At 45.5% G+C, this 14,735-nt stretch carries 19 protein-coding genes; 7 read left to right on the forward strand and 12 right to left on the reverse strand.

Annotated features, from left to right (window positions below; all coding sequences use genetic code 11):
* Positions 1–3: 3 nt before the first annotated feature.
* Positions 4–1,464, reverse strand: a complete 1,461-nt coding sequence (locus AC1XUF_RS04465; RefSeq protein ID WP_483340459.1) for an aminotransferase-like domain-containing protein — start codon at positions 1,462–1,464, stop codon at positions 4–6.
* 101 nt (positions 1,465–1,565) lie between these two features.
* Between AC1XUF_RS04465 and AC1XUF_RS04470 the strand changes: the two genes are divergently transcribed.
* The 7 genes from AC1XUF_RS04470 to AC1XUF_RS04500 all read left to right on the forward strand — a co-directional run bounded on the left by AC1XUF_RS04470 (position 1,566) and on the right by AC1XUF_RS04500 (position 7,074).
* A complete protein-coding gene (locus AC1XUF_RS04470; RefSeq protein ID WP_483340460.1) occupies positions 1,566–2,474 on the forward strand; it encodes a DMT family transporter in 909 nt (302 codons plus the stop codon).
* A gap of 16 nt (positions 2,475–2,490) precedes the next feature.
* Entirely contained in the window at positions 2,491–2,958 is a 468-nt protein-coding gene (locus AC1XUF_RS04475; protein ID WP_483340461.1) for a DUF1572 family protein, read from the forward strand.
* A gap of 2 nt (positions 2,959–2,960) precedes the next feature.
* Complete coding sequence (locus AC1XUF_RS04480) at positions 2,961–3,326, forward strand: nuclear transport factor 2 family protein (RefSeq protein ID WP_483340462.1); 366 nt, start codon at positions 2,961–2,963, stop codon at positions 3,324–3,326.
* Entirely contained in the window at positions 3,327–3,656 is a 330-nt protein-coding gene (locus tag AC1XUF_RS04485) for a hypothetical protein (protein WP_483340463.1), read from the forward strand.
* Entirely contained in the window at positions 3,622–4,719 is a 1,098-nt protein-coding gene (locus AC1XUF_RS04490) for a pyridoxal phosphate-dependent decarboxylase family protein (RefSeq protein ID WP_483340464.1), read from the forward strand. Before AC1XUF_RS04485 ends, AC1XUF_RS04490 begins: the two co-directional genes overlap by 35 nt.
* 133 nt (positions 4,720–4,852) lie before the next feature.
* Positions 4,853–5,269: a hypothetical protein gene (locus AC1XUF_RS04495; RefSeq protein WP_483340465.1), complete on the forward strand. Its 417-nt coding sequence runs from the start codon at positions 4,853–4,855 to the stop codon at positions 5,267–5,269.
* Positions 5,266–7,074 carry a M64 family metallopeptidase gene (locus AC1XUF_RS04500; protein WP_483340466.1) on the forward strand — a complete coding sequence of 603 codons (1,809 nt, stop codon included), beginning with the start codon at positions 5,266–5,268 and terminating at the stop codon, positions 7,072–7,074. Before AC1XUF_RS04495 ends, AC1XUF_RS04500 begins: the two co-directional genes overlap by 4 nt.
* Before the next feature lie 61 nt (positions 7,075–7,135).
* Here AC1XUF_RS04500 and AC1XUF_RS04505 read toward each other — a convergent pair whose 3' ends face one another.
* From AC1XUF_RS04505 to AC1XUF_RS04555, 11 genes are all read right to left on the reverse strand, one after another.
* A complete protein-coding gene (locus AC1XUF_RS04505) occupies positions 7,136–7,435 on the reverse strand; it encodes a hypothetical protein (RefSeq protein ID WP_483340467.1) in 300 nt (99 codons plus the stop codon).
* Positions 7,436–7,440: 5 nt separating this feature from the next.
* Complete coding sequence (locus tag AC1XUF_RS04510) at positions 7,441–8,205, reverse strand: ParA family protein (RefSeq protein WP_483340468.1); 765 nt, start codon at positions 8,203–8,205, stop codon at positions 7,441–7,443.
* A 432-nt stretch (positions 8,206–8,637) separates the two neighbouring features.
* Complete coding sequence (locus tag AC1XUF_RS04515) at positions 8,638–9,900, reverse strand: MFS transporter (protein ID WP_483340469.1); 1,263 nt, start codon at positions 9,898–9,900, stop codon at positions 8,638–8,640.
* A 21-nt stretch (positions 9,901–9,921) separates the two neighbouring features.
* The gene (locus AC1XUF_RS04520; protein WP_483340470.1) at positions 9,922–10,158 is read right to left on the reverse strand and encodes a hypothetical protein; all 237 of its coding nucleotides are present in this window, start codon (positions 10,156–10,158) and stop codon (positions 9,922–9,924) included.
* Between the two features lie 38 nt (positions 10,159–10,196).
* On the reverse strand, positions 10,197–10,784 hold the full coding sequence (locus AC1XUF_RS04525; protein WP_483340471.1) for a TetR/AcrR family transcriptional regulator: 588 nt from the start codon (positions 10,782–10,784) through the stop codon (positions 10,197–10,199).
* Between the two features lie 85 nt (positions 10,785–10,869).
* Positions 10,870–11,316 (reverse strand): DinB family protein, encoded by a 447-nt coding sequence (locus AC1XUF_RS04530; protein ID WP_483340472.1) that lies wholly within the window; start codon positions 11,314–11,316, stop codon positions 10,870–10,872.
* Position 11,317: 1 nt separating this feature from the next.
* Entirely contained in the window at positions 11,318–12,799 is a 1,482-nt protein-coding gene (locus AC1XUF_RS04535) for an Eco57I restriction-modification methylase domain-containing protein (RefSeq protein ID WP_483340473.1), read from the reverse strand.
* A gap of 6 nt (positions 12,800–12,805) precedes the next feature.
* Positions 12,806–13,252: a type II toxin-antitoxin system VapC family toxin gene (locus AC1XUF_RS04540; protein WP_483340474.1), complete on the reverse strand. Its 447-nt coding sequence runs from the start codon at positions 13,250–13,252 to the stop codon at positions 12,806–12,808.
* Positions 13,249–13,524, reverse strand: coding sequence for a DUF6364 family protein (locus AC1XUF_RS04545; protein WP_483340475.1), 276 nt, complete (start codon positions 13,522–13,524; stop codon positions 13,249–13,251). Before AC1XUF_RS04545 ends, AC1XUF_RS04540 begins: the two co-directional genes overlap by 4 nt.
* A 50-nt stretch (positions 13,525–13,574) precedes the next feature.
* Positions 13,575–14,237, reverse strand: a complete 663-nt coding sequence (locus AC1XUF_RS04550; RefSeq protein ID WP_483340476.1) for a hypothetical protein — start codon at positions 14,235–14,237, stop codon at positions 13,575–13,577.
* Complete coding sequence (locus tag AC1XUF_RS04555; RefSeq protein WP_483340477.1) at positions 14,219–14,719, reverse strand: hypothetical protein; 501 nt, start codon at positions 14,717–14,719, stop codon at positions 14,219–14,221. The genes AC1XUF_RS04550 and AC1XUF_RS04555 overlap by 19 nt, the downstream gene beginning before the upstream one ends.
* Positions 14,720–14,735 lie beyond the last annotated feature (16 nt).

A 14,735-nucleotide genomic window follows, 5' to 3' on the forward strand; every position in this document is an offset into this window, starting at 1 on the left:
AAATCAATTACTTGCAATGCTGTTGCACGCCTTGGCGATTAGTTCACCGAGCTTTTTTAGCCCGTTGTCGATCGCCTCGCTGTAGGGTGTACCGAAGCTGATGCGGATATAATTTGAGAAGCGTCCGTCGGTGCTGAAAATCTGGCCCGGCGCGATGCTGATGTTTTCATTGATGGCCATCTCAAATAATTCGAATGCATTAACGCGGGGATTTAATTCAATCCATAAAACATATCCGCCCTGTGGTCGGGCTATTTTGATGTCGGCCGGGAAGTATTGAGAAATGGCCTGCTGGTAGCGAAGGCTCTGCGTGTGTAAAGCTTTCCGCAGATTGCGCATGTGGAGGTCGTAACGGCCGGTTTCGAAAAAACGGGCGATGGCCGCCTGTGTTGGCGTGGCTGCCGAAACGGTATGTACTAGTTTGTTGGTAATCACTTTGTCGATGAACTTTCCCGGGATGCACCAGCCTACGCGGTAGCCCGGGGCCAATGTCTTCGAAACCGACGAACAAAGCAGTACGAGACCGTTTTTGTCGAAACTTTTACAGCTTTTGGGCCGGGTTTTTCCGAAATACATTTCGCCGTAAATATCATCTTCGATCAATGGAATTTCGCGTTCGGCCAACATTTCTACCAATTGTTTTTTACGGTGGTCGGGCATTAATGCACCTACTGGGTTCGAAAAATTGGGAACAAAGAGGCATGCCTTTACCGGGACCGTTTTAAGTGCATTTTCGAGGTATTCGAGATCGGCCCCTTCTTCGGGATGGCAGGGGATTTCGAGTACTTTCAATCCCAAAATCTTCATGACGTTAAAAATACCGAAGTATACCGGACTTTCGATGGCTATCGTGTCCCCGGGTTCTGTGACTGCTTTCAGGCAGAAAACCAATGCCTCCATGCATCCGTGGGTTGTGACAATCTGCTCCTCAGTAATGTTGCCGTTCCAGTTGAAAGTATACTTGGCGATTTGTTTCCTAAGCTCCGCATTACCTTGTATTTCTTCATATTGAGTACAGCTGTCGGGGCTTTTCCTGATTGCTTCGATCATGGCTTTGTTCAGCTTGGCTTCGGGGATCAGCAATGGCGAAGGTGCGGAAACGGAAAGCCTAACCATGCCTTCCTGGGTAAGCGTTTTGTAAACGCTCCGGATCATTTCATCGACGTTCGCTTTTTCGGTCGCGGGCTTAGGTTTCGAGGTTGCAAGCCGCTCCGGATACTCCGACGGAGAAAATTTGACGAAATAACCTGATTTAGGCCTGGCCTCTACAATTCCCTTATTTTCAAGCTCGACATATGCTTTGTAGGCGGTGCTCAGGCTGATCCCCTGCTCTTTGCTGATCGCTCGAAGAGACATCAGCTTCTCGCCAGCCTTCAGAGTTCTGCTTTCAATCTGCGCAGCCAGCCGGTCTGCTATTTGTATATATAAAAAATCGTCCTGATCTGAATGGGTTTGGGCAAGCATGATGGGTATAAATTATATCTGTTATGCTTCAAAATAACAAAACTGAATCTGTTTTATTAAAATTCAAAACCAGAATTTTGTGATATTAAATAGTGGAAGCCATGAATTCGAACGTGAAAGCTTACATAGCACTCGGACTGGTCTGTTTCTTTTGGGGAACTACCTTTATTGCTGCACGCATTGGTGTTTCCCATTTCCCCGCGCTGCTTTTTATGGCGTTACGGAATTTTACAGCAGGCAGTATTTTACTGACGACACTTTCCCTAAAAAAACGGGCATTCGATTGGAAGTGGGATGAAATCAAAATGCAGGTCATTCCCGGTTTGCTGATGATCTCGCTTGGTACGGGCGTCGTAGGCTGGTCGATGCAATTTATCCCAAGCGGACTGGGTGCTTTGATCTATTGTTCGGTTCCCATCCTGACCATCGCTATCAACACGACATTTCTAAAAGACGAACGAGTGAATAGATGGATTATAGCGGGAACGCTGGTCGGTATTTGTGGTATTCTGCTGATTTTCAGGGATAACCTCCAATATGTACGTAATCCCAAATCGTTGACCGGCATGCTGGTTGCGCTGGCATCCTGTGTTTTCTGGTGCTTCGGAGGGCTATATACCAAAATTTACGTTGCCAGGACAGACTCATTTTTCAATGCCGCAATCCAGATGATAGCAGGCGGGTGCGGGCTTTTTGTGCTGAGCCTGGTGGTGGAGGACTGGAGTAACATTCCGATTATTAATCAGAAATCCGTGCTCGCCTTGCTTTATCTGATCTTGTTTGGATCCATCCTGGCATTCGGGTCTTACCTCTATGCGCTGGAAAGGCTCCCCGCAGGGTTGGTTTCGATTTATGCTTACATTAATCCATTGGTTGCCCTTGTACTGGGCTTTCTGATCCTGGATGAAAAAATCACCTGGATGACGGGGCTCGCATTTTTGGTGACCGTGAGCGGGGTGTTTCTGGTAAACAAGGGTTATGTTATTCAAAAGAGAAAATTGGCAGCATGATAAATCAGTATGGGCTATGAATAAAGAAGCGTACAGGACCCTGTTTGTCAGGGAACTGAAAAAATGGAGGACTGAAATGGAACAGTATCCTACCGAAGATTCTCTCTGGATCCAGCTGCCCGGCACGATCAACCGAGGCGGAAATCTTTGCCAGCATTTGATCGGTAACCTCAGGACTTATGTCGGGCTGACTTTGGGGCAGTTTGCGTATGTCAGAAACCGTGACGCAGAATTTTCAGAGCGTGTTTTTACCAAAACGCAGCTATTGGAACAAATCGATTTGCTTTTGAAAATCATCCCGGAAACCATCGACGGCCTGGATGACGAAAAGCTTTCAGCGGCTTATCCCATTGAGATCGTGCATTTATTCCCTGAACAAAACGTGAGCCTCGTATTGCAGCATTTGCTGATGCACCTGGCCTATCATACCGGACAAATCAATTACCACAGAAGGTGGGTCTCCACTTTAAACTCCAATCCATAAAAATGAAAAAGTTAGACGAACAAACGGCCCGGTCATTCGCCTCGGAATGGATTGCGGCTTGGAACAGCCATGACCTGCCACGGATCATGAGCCATTATTCCGAACAGATCCAGTTTTATTCTCCGATGATTATCAAGCTGGGAATGAATGAGGAAGGCATGATCACGGACAAAAGCGAATTGGAACATTACTTCGAAAAAGCCCTGAATGTATATCCGGACCTGCATTTTGACTTACACGATATTTTAGTTGGTGCCGATTCGCTGGTGGTTTATTATACGAGTGTCAGCAACAGGAAATCGGGGGAATTCATGCAGTTGGATGAAGCAGGTAAGGTATGTCTGGTGAAAGCCCATTACAGCAATTAAATGGACCCGTTACTTGAAAATGATCTGCGGGATTTGGAACAAATTCTCGACCGGGTAAAAAGCGAAAGCACAGAGTTCCTGGCCAGGCTTAGCCAGCGGCCTACGTACATTTTTGACCAGGAATTGAAACCGGAGCGCCTGCCCGACGCGGGAATGGGTTCTTTGGCGAGCCTTGCTTTTTTTCAGAAGCATTATCAAAAGCTGATGGTCGCCGGAGGAGGGCCGCGTTACTGGGGGTTTGTTACCGGAGGCGCGACGCCTGCGGGCATTGCGGGCGACTGGCTTACAGCTGTTTATGATCAGAATACACAGATTTGGTGGAGAGGGTGATATTTCGGGCGTTATTGAGAAAGAAACAATCCGTTTATTATGTCAGCTATTTGATCTTCCCGACGAATTCCATGGCGGATTTGTGACTGGCGCTACGATGTCCAATTTCACAGGCCTCGGTGTGGCCAGGCAGTGGGCGGGGAAGAAAATGGGCCACGATATTTCCCGGAACGGTATGATTGGCGATATACATTTTATGTCGGCGACACCGCATTCTTCCGTGATCAAATCGCTTTCCATGCTGGGTTTTGGGAGCAGTAATATGCTGAAAGTGAAAACACTGGATGGGAGGGAGGCCATGGAATTAAATGATCTGGAAGAAAACCTGAAACATTGCTCCGGGAAACCGGTCATTGTCAGTTGCAGTGCCGGCACGGTCAATACGGTTGACTTTGACGATATCAGGACCGTTGTGGAATTGAAGAAAAAATATGGCTTCTGGCTGCACATTGATGCCGCTTTCGGTGGTTTTGCTGCCTGCTCGGAAACGCATCACCATTTGCTGAATGGTTGGGCAGATGCAGACAGTATCACGATCGATTGCCATAAATGGATGAACGTGCCCTACGATAGTGCCGTAATTCTGGTCAGAAAGGAGCATGCGCAATTGCAAATCCAGACGTTCCAGAACTCCAATGCACCGTATCTGGGCGATCCGCAGGATAGTTTTTCATACCTCAATTTCCTGCCGGAAAACTCCCGGCGTTTCCGTGCATTGCCGGTTTGGTTCAGCCTGACGGCCTACGGGCGGAATGGGTTTCAGTGGATCGTTGAGAATAGCATTGCCGTGGCCGGGGAATTTGCAGATTATATTTCCAATAGCGACTATCTCGAGTTGGCGGCGCCCCTCAGGCTCAACGTGGTCTGTTTCAGCTTGAAGGACAATCCTCAAAAAAACCAGGAATTTTTGACTCGGCTTAACAAGCGAGGGAAAATATTCATGACGCCTACCATATGGAATGGCAGCCTTTGTGTTCGGGCCGCTTTTGTCAATTACCGGACCAACAGTGAGGACATTGGCATAGCGATCAAAGAAATGGAGGAAACCTACCGGTCGCTGTGATTTTCCAAGGCAAAAATGTAATTTTACGGAAGTCGAATTACATTATTACATGCACAGACAGTTTCTGAATTTCCTCTTATTGCTCCTTGGTTTACATTCGGTTAGCTGCAACTCCGGTCAGTCTGTGTTAGAAATGAACCGTATTTCGGGCTACGACAAAAGCGGCAAGGATCATATCATTTTTCTGAATTTTAGGATTATCGATCAGGGAAAGGGGCAAAGCGAGAAGGTAAAACTGGTCACTGCAACCTCGGGAAATGGACGGATGAAAAACCTTAGAAGCTCTTCAGGTTATTCTTACCAGATCAAAGCAATACCCCGATACACTACCAGTCATCTGGAAACGGAAATTATTTTTGAACATCCCCTTCACAGAACGGTCGAAGTTCCGAATCAGGATGGGACATTGAGTAAGAGTGTGGTGACTGCGAGGGAAGGAATTCTTTCCATGCGTTTTCAGGAGGAACGGACGATGGACCGCATCGAGTTGTACAGCGAAACCCCGGAGCGCGGTTTAGTGAAAATATTCACGCTTAAACTAAAAATATGATCAGACTCGCTACCACGCTATTCCTGCTCTTTCTATCCTGCTCTGGTTTTGCCCAGACATTCCCGGTCGATACATTATACAAAACAGGTCCGTTGAACAACCGCATTAATGTGGTGATCCTGGGAGATGGGTTCACCGCGGCTGAAATGCCTAAGTTTGAAGCGGAGGCCAGAAAATTTGCGGATTTTTTCCTGTCTTATGCGCCGTATGACCGTTATAAAAACTATTTCAATTTTTTTGCCATACCCACCCCATCCAAAGAGAGTGGCGTCACCAATCCGGGAACTGCACCGGATGCTTACCAGGACCAGCCTGTCGGCAGGAAAAATACTTTTTATGGTGCTACCTTCGGCACTTCCATCCATCGTTTGGTAACGATCAATATCGCAACTGCATTCGGCGTCTTAGCATCCAATCTGCCTGAGTATGACCTGGCGGTTGTATTGGTGAACACTACATTTTACGGAGGTTCAGGAGGGTCAATTGCGGTGCACACGTTGCATACCCAGGCCAACCTGATCGGCGTGCACGAGATAGGTCACACTTTCTCGCATCTGAACGACGAATATTGGGCTGGGCCGGGTTACGGCTGGGAATCTCCCAACATGACGGCAGATGGTAACCCGGCCACAATCAAATGGAGGAACTGGCTTAATTCAAACGGGATAGGTATTTATAAACTTGGTACCGATTTCGAAGCTTCCAAATGGCATAAGCCAACCGACGGTGCCTGCCTGATGGAATTACTGAACCAGCAATTTTGTGCTGTTTGCAGGGAAGCAACCACGGAAATGATCTTGTCGATCGTAAATCCTGTTGAGAAAGTATTGCCGGACGCCGAGGGTGTTATTCAGGTGGACAAGGATAAGACGTTTCAATTGAACCTGATCAAACCTCAGCCCAACTCGCTGCAAATTGAATGGGCGCTTGATGACAAAACGATCTCCGTCGGTAGTGATCATGTCTCTATTTCTCCCGACGAAGTATTTGACTATGCCACGCTTACGGCCACCATTTTTGACTCTACTTTTATGAGCCGGATGGATAACAGCCGCGATCAGCGATCCTGGAAAATAGTTTGGAATCTTGAATCTGCCTCATCCAGGGTTTTTAATATCAGGTCCAGTGCGGATAGCATCTGCGCAGGGCAGCAGGTCACCTTGACTGCGTCCGGCTGTCCGGGCTCCGTGAAATGGTCTACCGGTGAAAGCGGCAATAGTATCACTTTCGGGGCAACGATCACCTCCAGATACGAAGCAGTATGTAAGGTTGACGGCAAGCCTGATTCGACGGTGGCGAAAACGGTCACCGTATTTCCCCTGCCAGAGGCCATAGCCACCAATACCGGCCCTTATTTTGAAGGTTCCACCATCGAGCTGGATGCCAGTGGTGGTACCGGCTACCAGTGGAAAGGTCCTGGTAATTTTAGGTCAGATATGCAGTCAGTCTCAATTCCGAATGCCTCGCTGAATAATGCGGGACAATATCAGGTTACGGTGACTGATTTACATGGATGTGTGGCGATAGCTTCCACGAACGTGAAGATAGATCCTATTTTGGGAGCAGGGAACGAGATAGACGAACTTGTTCAGGTCTCGCCCAATCCTGCGAAGGAGTTTATAAAAGTCCGTACAAAACTACCCGGCGGGTCTGTTTTTGCGATTTATGATTTGGCCGGCAGAAAACTCTCCGTTACTAGATTCACCACAGAGACGCAGATTGCTCTGAAAATGGCCGCTGGTATGCACCTCTATCGCTTTACGAATGGCGATAAGGAAATTTCTGGAAAGTTACTGGTTCATTGAAATATAGAGAGAGGGTGCCTTCTCAGCAAAAAAGTCTCCCGTTGGAGACTTTTTTTGTTTCTCAATCATTCGCAGATTTTGGTTTCCGGCCTACTTTGGTCCTGTTGCGGATTTTGTCGGGACGAGGCCTGATTTCTTTATCCTGAAAATATAGCTTTAAGGATTCGAGAATAATGTCTTTTTGAGTGAGTCCTTCCCAGTACCCATAATCTTTCATGTTCTCCATCAGGATGTAGTCACAATCGAAAGTTACTTTGGTTGGGGCTCCGTCCGGGGCCTCGCCGGGCTTGTTGATTGGCTCTTCCTCAACGTCGGTAACGAGGGGTAGGGGTGCAAACTCAAATTTCCTTTCCTTTGCCATAGGTGTCAGTTATTAATTCGTTCCAGTATTTCTTTAGTTAGCTTATAATAGTCTTCCGCACCGTTGCTGTCGGGCGCATAATCAAATATGGTTGTGCCATTCGCCTGTGCTTCCGACAAGGCAATGTTGTCGCGAATGTACGAATCCATAAATACTTCACCAAGCTGCTCTCTCGTGGCAGCGATCAGCTCATGGCTGATCTTTTTTCTGATTTTAGGATTATAGCGTGTCGCAAAAACGCCGCCCAGGTTGGTACTCGGACTTATCTTTTTGATCTCTGCGGAGTAAACCAAAAAGTTGCGTAAACCCTCGTAACTCAAAAACTCTGCCTGTAGCGGAACGTAATATTGATGACACGAAACCAATGCCAACCTGGTGTTTCCATACAGGGCGGGCGGGCAATCGATGATCACGAAATCATAACGGTCCTTTACTTTTTCCAACGCAATCCTGAGATTGAAAGGGAATACCGGGGCCGACTTGATGGTGTCCTCCCTGTGAATCATTTCCGCTGACCCGGGCAATATATCAATATCTCCAACACGCTTTACGATCTCATCAAATTCGTATTCGCCGGTGATGAATGAGCCGCTGTCTTTTTTGAGCCCGGCATGTGTAATGCCGAAACTCTTGGTAAGACTTGCCTGCGCATCCAGGTCAATAACAAGTACTCTTGCATTGGCAAATTTGCTGAGGCCTGCAGCAATGCTCTGGGCAGAAGTAGTCTTTCCTACACCACCTTTGTTGTTGACAATACTGATGATTTTCATGTACAAATATTATATGTATAAAAAGTATTAATTTATCTTACGTTCCGTATGTAAATAAACGTAAAATATTTTTACAGCTAATATTTATAAATAGAAAGTCTCAAAAGTTTTTGTCTTTGTAAATGTATGAAACTATTTAAAAGAATAATAAGTATTAAAAGAATTTGTTTAAGAATGTTGAGGTCTATTTTAATAAATACTTCTTTGTCAGGTAATTAGTAAAATTTGCTTGGAGTAGTTGGGCGGAGAAAATTGACCGGGAATTGTCTGGCGACAGATGGAGAGCAGAGGATTGGAGAATCCCGAGTATAGCAAGCTGTAAGGTTGCAACTTTCAATAAGCCCCGGAGCTTATCGATGGCATGTGATAAGAAGGGGTATCATCAGTCCAAGGACGACTATGCCTTGGACTGATACACGGAAGAAGGAATGGCTAAACAGATGTTTTCTGGGCTTCGGAGGCGGCGCTTGAGGCGAGCTTCGCAGCTACATAGCGATGGATCCTGTACATTAAAATGGCTGTGATGATTACGGCGAAGACGACCACATTTCCCAAAGTGGGGTAATTTTCGATGAGACCGCTGCTGCTTACATATACAATAAAACCAGCGATGAGAGAAGCTATCCCTCCGGCAATTTGCTGGATCGAAGAGTTGATGCCCATAAACGCGCCCCGATCTTGCGGTTCGGGAACTGCTGTCATGAGTGCCGAGGCGGAGATCATCCTGCCTGTGATACCAACGAATAGGAGGACATTCAAAATGATGATAATCCAGAGCGGCGTTACACTCAGATTGCAATAAATGAGCGTCATGATACAAGTGACGACCGAGCCACCGACGAACACTTTATATTTGCCGATCTTGTCACTTAGCTTTCCGATCAGCGGGCTGAATACCAACATGCAGATGCCGGTGATCATATATAGGGTGGGAAGCTGCGCTTCCTTGATCCCGAGGTTGTTCACCCCATAAGCTGTACCAAACGGCATGAGCATAAAACCACCCGTGGCCAGTAACGTGGTTGCCGCAAATCCCTGGAGATATTCAGGACGTACCAGCGTTTTTCCCAAATGCCGAAACGCATTGCCACCGGTTTGTAATTTCAAGTGTGTGTTGATCGGCTTCATATAAGTCACTACCAGGAAGCCGACAATGACGCTAAGCCCGACGATCATAAAAAACGGTGCATGCCAGCTGAATGTTTTGGCAAGATACAATCCGATCGGTATTCCTAAGACCTGGCTACTTGCAAATGCCATTTGCACAAAACCCATCACACGCCCCCGCACCTGGATTGGAAAGAGATCGGTGATGATCGCGAAGCTGATGGAGCTGATTACACCGCCGAAAAGTCCCGTGAAGATCCGAGCCATCAACAGAAAATGGTAGGAGGGCGCTATGCCGCAAAGCAATGTTCCGATCACAAAACCGGAATAGAAAAAGAGCAGCATTTTTTTTCGGTCAAATTTATCGGCAAAACCTGCCGTTAGCAGCCCTGCGGAGCCAGCGCTAAATGCATAAGCCGAAACCACCAGCCCGAACTGCGAGGTACTGATGGAAAGTTTGTCCAATAAAATGTACCCGAGGGGAGAAATGACCATGAAGTCGAGTACCACGGTAAACTGTAACGTGGCGAGAATAGCGATAATGAATTTTTCGTAGCCCGAAAAAATACTTGTTTTTTGTTCTGACATATTGATGATTTAATTAAGGAGCTAGTCTGTTAATTCTTCGCATGCGTAGCCTGCTTTCGTGACCAGTTCGATCACAGGGCGGCAGTCGGGATGGGTTGTTTCAATGCGTAACACATGATCGATGTCGGATAAATCCACATTCCACCTGATAATTTCGCCACATCCGTTCAGAAAAGGCGATATAGATTTAATGTGTTTTTTCTTGCTGATATTCGTCCTGAAAACCAATACGAATTCTTCTGTGGCGTAACTTTTCATAGCAGGCGGTAGGTGTTGAGTAGTCGTAAAACTTCATTCTATGGTTTTAAAGCCTTGATAACCAGTTCAAGTGTTTGGTTGATTTTTTCCTCGTCGAACACAAACGGAGGCCTGCCGGGCATGGATGTCTTCGAAATATGAAACTTGACCAATTGGTATAACGGCGCAAATGCGATCGACCAGTAAATCTCGACAGGCAGTTGTACGATCTCGTTTCGCTCGATTGCTTTGTGTACAAAACGCGACATGGCATTTAAAAAGCGCGTATCCATGGTAGACCGGTCGACCAAGGGCGAATGTTTCAATTGCTCCATAAAGGTCATGCTGTAGGGGTTTTTCAGACAATAATTCATACGGTTCAGCCACTGCACTTTCAGGCCTTCGTCAAAGTGCGCTTCCGGGTCAAAGTTCAGCAATGTAGCCTCTGACATTTTCCTGGTTTCTTCTGTATAAAGTTGCTGGATCAGGTCTTCCCGGTCCTTGAAATAAATGTAAATGGTCGCTACCGACACCCCGGCAGACTTGGCCAGTTTATGCATACTCAGTCCGTCAAAGCCGTGGTTGACAATGATTTCAATGGCTTTTTCCCTGATCAGGGCTTCTTTATTGGTATCTCTTGTCCTCAATTCACAAATGCTTTTTTACAAATATAAATGAACGTTCGTTTATTTATGTTTTCTATCAGCCCCGAAACGTATGATTTTTTATGAATTAATAAGCAATAATCTGTCGCAGGTGATGCTCCATGTGGTTAACATAGTCATCGATATAAAATTTCAGTGTATGTTTCATACCATCTCTCCCGATCCCGTTCTTCGCTAGATTATCCTCAGGGATATGGCGGATGATTTCGATTAGGTGCAGATTATAATGTTTCCAAAGCAGTATCAATTGAACTGTTTCGATGGATTGATAATGACTTAACGCGTTCCATTGATTCTGTTCGTAATATATAATGGGCTCATTTTCAAACTGTATTCGAATAAATCGTTGGTGATTGTTGGCAGCACTGTCGATTAAATGGCCTAGAATCTCCTTTTTACTCCACTTCGTCGTCAGTGGTCTAAAGGAAAATTCGCTCTCATCTATTGCTCCAATCCGTGCTGGAATGTTCTCACAAAGCCACAGAAGTCTGTCAGCCGAATGCTGAATACCCATACTAGGAGAGGTTGGTGATGATAAAATTTTCAATAACTTTTTTGTTATAGCCCTTATAACCACCCTGAAAATCCCTGCCGGCCACCGCAACAAAATCCGCCATTCTTTGAGAGTTCAACTGGCCCAGCAAAAATTCATAATCACCATCATATTTGATAAAATAGCCCGAATAAACCGTGGCGTAAGGATTTTCGTACAGGACAAAATTGGGTGCCAGATTCATGGGAGAGAAAATGATTTTCTTACCAAATGAACTGTCCAGTCCCTGTGCCCTGCCGAAAGCGTACCATGCAACCGGGTTGGCCTTTCCGTTATCACGACGATCAAGAAGCGGTTTTACTTTAAGGAAATAGGAAAAAGTTTGAGGGAATTTTGATTGGAGTACTTCTTCCGGAATAATGCGGTGCTTGTCGAAGGCGTCTTTTTGATAGGGAAACAGGATGAATTCAGTTACCGGGTCGTTTGAGGTTTTCAGTTTGGAGCCTTTGACGATTGGTTTCAGCAATTCTTTTTCGAGATAAGCGAAGTGGCCGGTCTTATTTTTTGCATACACAATGCCATCGTTTTCCTCGATTATGGAGAACAGATAGCATGCATCCGCCAGGGTAGTAACACCTACTGAAATCTGGCAAACATCGCCAAGCCGTCTGCCTTCAATCAATTGGTTCAGATTTACCGACAATTTCCACGGCTTACGGGATTCGAGTTCCGAGAATTCAATATCACGGGCTTTGTACTGAAAATCCGTATTGATGCATAATTCAAAGCGGAACTGATCTTTTTTGATTTTGTCAAAGACCGTAATAACCGGATAGGTTCCCGTGTTACCAAAAACCGGAACGGAGCCGTAATTGGTAATGAATGATAGATTTTGCTGAGTTTCAAAATAGGAGCGAAGCGTCTTCCCGGTTTCGGAGGTAAGAAAGGAATTGGGCGTAATAAACCCACACACTCCTTGATCTGACAAAAGTGCCGATGCCAACTCGAAAAACGCGACGTAAGCATCCGTGGAGCCATTTTGACAAAAAGAATAATGGCTCTGAATGTACTTCCTCTGGCTTTCGGAGAGATGTTGAATGCGTATGTACGGTGGATTTCCGACAATAAAATCGAATTTCTCGCCAGAATCCTTCTGCCTCAATGCGTCGCGCTCCTGTAAATTCCAATTGATTTGAATGTCCAATCCTGCTATCAAATCATCAAGATTTTGTCTGCAAATTCGGATTGCCTCCGGGTCGATATCCCAGCCTTGAATCAGTTTGAGCCGATCTGCCAGTTCTTCCGGCGGTGCATTCCTGACGATATACTCCGCAGCAGGGACCAAAAAGCGTCCGTCACCGCAAGCCGGGTCGAGGATTTTTTTGTTTGCGAGATCCGCATCGTAAAACCCGCATTGGAACAGGATTCTGTCTACGATGTGAAAGGGGGTATAAACTTGCCCAAACAGTTTCTTTTTATCGTAAGTGCGGGATTGTGAAGCCATTAAAGATTAAAAATCGATGCCGGGTTTCTGTTTTAGGACGTTTGTTACAAAATTTTTTGCTGTAAGAACAGTTAACCTGTCGGAAGAAACTCGGAAATCTTTGACATTATTGGTGATGAGATAGTCGCATTTTTCTCCGAAGGCAGCATGAAGTTGAAAAGAGTCTTCGATATCTCTCCCGTTAAAGTCAAGAGCATTTAAAAGACATTCCTTATCAATACTACAAATGTTGAAAATTTGGAGATACATACTCAACGTTTTCTTCAACTGCTCATTTCTTATCCCCTCCTTTTGCAGGACATAAGTGAATGTGTAGAAACTTCCTGGAGAAATGAATAGGGGAACTTCATTTTTCAATGCCCACGAAATCAGGAATTTGGCTTCATAGGGTTGCCCGGTTAATCTTATCAGTGCGTGATCTACGAGGACATTTGTGTCTAAAAATAATTTCATACACCAAATTTGTCCTTCACCATAAGGTCCTTTATCTGCTTATCCGTCATTTGGCTCAAAGGGCCGCCTTTCGCACATCCAAAGAGCTGATCGGCAATGTTAGCGTATTGTTCGAATTCATCTTTCTCAGCATGCTGCAAATCGGACAAATGTGTCTCGAGAAGCTGAGATACAGATGTGCCATGTTGGGCGGCGTATTTCTTCGCCTTTTCAATCACTGATTTTTTCACGCTTAATGTCAGTTTTACTTTTGGATCATTTTCCGCCTTCATTTTATACGTATCAGTTGAGTAACATGCATTCAAATATACGTATAAAAATGCTACTTCAGATGACAAAGGCGGAACCCATTCAAGCGTTTCAAGTAATCAGTAACCACAGGCGGATCAATATCCCTGAACAAAACCTCGTAAGTATTTTCATGAAAAGTGAAGCTGCTTCCGTCGGCCCTCACGCGTTTTGTTCCCGATTTGTAAAGCTGTCCCACTGTGCCAGCTTCCAATGCTTGCTTATCAATGAAGCCGATCAGAGAGGCGATTGTACCGTCGGTTTCTGACTGGTGGAATGAAATGCAGAAATAATGTGAAGTTTTGGAATTGGGTTTGTGCAATTGGGAAGACGGAATATTCAAAACGTAGTCTTCTGCCAAAATCCCTGATTTTCGTTTCATTGATTTAATATCAACGGAAAAAGCGTGCTCTTCGGATTGGATCAAAAAATCCTGGCCCCAATCCTGGCCGTCTACAGCTCCGAATGAGCGGATAGGCCGGGGAAGGTGATAGCAGTCGGCAAAAACGATTTCACCCAAACTACCTGTGAAACGCATCATCCGTGTTTGCGAAAGTTTGTCGTCATGACGGTCCCAGATATTGGACACCTGGTGATGGCGAAGAGAATGCTCGACCAATTCGCGGGCAAAAAGCTTCTGCTCGTCACTGACTGAGATTTGTATGTATGCAGGTGTATTCAAAACAGTTTGCTCCATGCAAATCTGATGGCGAGCAAGGTGAGGATAAAACCAATTAAAATCACACTGAATGGAACGTAAGTCCATGCTACTAAGTGGATTCTGTCGAAAAACCACATCACTCCAATGAGCGCCGCAATCAATGTAAGAAATCCGGAAAGTTTGCCAAAACCTGGGATCAGGGAGAATGGGATCTTCCTTTTAATCAGCATCAGGGTAATGGCCATTGAAATGATTGGCAGAAATTGCAAAACAATATTCGCCTGCCAGATGCTTTGCCGCTCGAAGAGAAAAAGGTAAATATTGAGGGTTGTCGCAAAGATTCCGGGGATGCAGACTGCGTAAACAATAATTGCATATATTAAACTCCAAAATTTAACATTATAACTTCCCGTTGCTACTTGACCAATAGCCCAGGTAGTAAATGGAAGTATAGAAAAGTAAACCACGGTAGGCCATGGGTTTTCCGATATTGCATTGAAGAGTTGTGAAAGCGTCATTTTGAAATGTATAAAA

Source organism: Dyadobacter sp. HNCC25DJ185 (genome assembly GCF_056895195.1).

Excerpts from the sequence above, each read along its gene's own strand:
- AC1XUF_RS04535 (WP_483340473.1), bottom strand. The coding sequence starts at position 12,799 with ATGGCTTCACAATCCCGCACTTACGATAAAAAGAAACTGTTTGGGCAA.
- AC1XUF_RS04505 (WP_483340467.1), bottom strand. The coding sequence starts at position 7,435 with ATGGCAAAGGAAAGGAAATTTGAGTTTGCACCCCTACCCCTCGTTACC.
- AC1XUF_RS04470 (WP_483340460.1), top strand. The coding sequence starts at position 1,566 with ATGAATTCGAACGTGAAAGCTTACATAGCACTCGGACTGGTCTGTTTC.
- AC1XUF_RS04485 (WP_483340463.1), top strand. The coding sequence starts at position 3,327 with ATGGACCCGTTACTTGAAAATGATCTGCGGGATTTGGAACAAATTCTC.
- AC1XUF_RS04515 (WP_483340469.1), bottom strand. The coding sequence starts at position 9,900 with ATGTCAGAACAAAAAACAAGTATTTTTTCGGGCTACGAAAAATTCATT.
- AC1XUF_RS04510 (WP_483340468.1), bottom strand. The coding sequence starts at position 8,205 with ATGAAAATCATCAGTATTGTCAACAACAAAGGTGGTGTAGGAAAGACT.
- AC1XUF_RS04465 (WP_483340459.1), bottom strand. The coding sequence starts at position 1,464 with ATGCTTGCCCAAACCCATTCAGATCAGGACGATTTTTTATATATACAA.
- AC1XUF_RS04475 (WP_483340461.1), top strand. The coding sequence starts at position 2,491 with ATGAATAAAGAAGCGTACAGGACCCTGTTTGTCAGGGAACTGAAAAAA.
- AC1XUF_RS04480 (WP_483340462.1), top strand. The coding sequence starts at position 2,961 with ATGAAAAAGTTAGACGAACAAACGGCCCGGTCATTCGCCTCGGAATGG.
- AC1XUF_RS04540 (WP_483340474.1), bottom strand. The coding sequence starts at position 13,252 with ATGAAATTATTTTTAGACACAAATGTCCTCGTAGATCACGCACTGATA.
- AC1XUF_RS04545 (WP_483340475.1), bottom strand. The coding sequence starts at position 13,524 with ATGAAGGCGGAAAATGATCCAAAAGTAAAACTGACATTAAGCGTGAAA.
- AC1XUF_RS04500 (WP_483340466.1), top strand. The coding sequence starts at position 5,266 with ATGATCAGACTCGCTACCACGCTATTCCTGCTCTTTCTATCCTGCTCT.
- AC1XUF_RS04520 (WP_483340470.1), bottom strand. The coding sequence starts at position 10,158 with ATGAAAAGTTACGCCACAGAAGAATTCGTATTGGTTTTCAGGACGAAT.
- AC1XUF_RS04530 (WP_483340472.1), bottom strand. The coding sequence starts at position 11,316 with ATGGGTATTCAGCATTCGGCTGACAGACTTCTGTGGCTTTGTGAGAAC.
- AC1XUF_RS04490 (WP_483340464.1), top strand. The coding sequence starts at position 3,622 with ATGATCAGAATACACAGATTTGGTGGAGAGGGTGATATTTCGGGCGTT.
- AC1XUF_RS04555 (WP_483340477.1), bottom strand. The coding sequence starts at position 14,719 with ATGACGCTTTCACAACTCTTCAATGCAATATCGGAAAACCCATGGCCT.
- AC1XUF_RS04550 (WP_483340476.1), bottom strand. The coding sequence starts at position 14,237 with ATGGAGCAAACTGTTTTGAATACACCTGCATACATACAAATCTCAGTC.
- AC1XUF_RS04495 (WP_483340465.1), top strand. The coding sequence starts at position 4,853 with ATGAACCGTATTTCGGGCTACGACAAAAGCGGCAAGGATCATATCATT.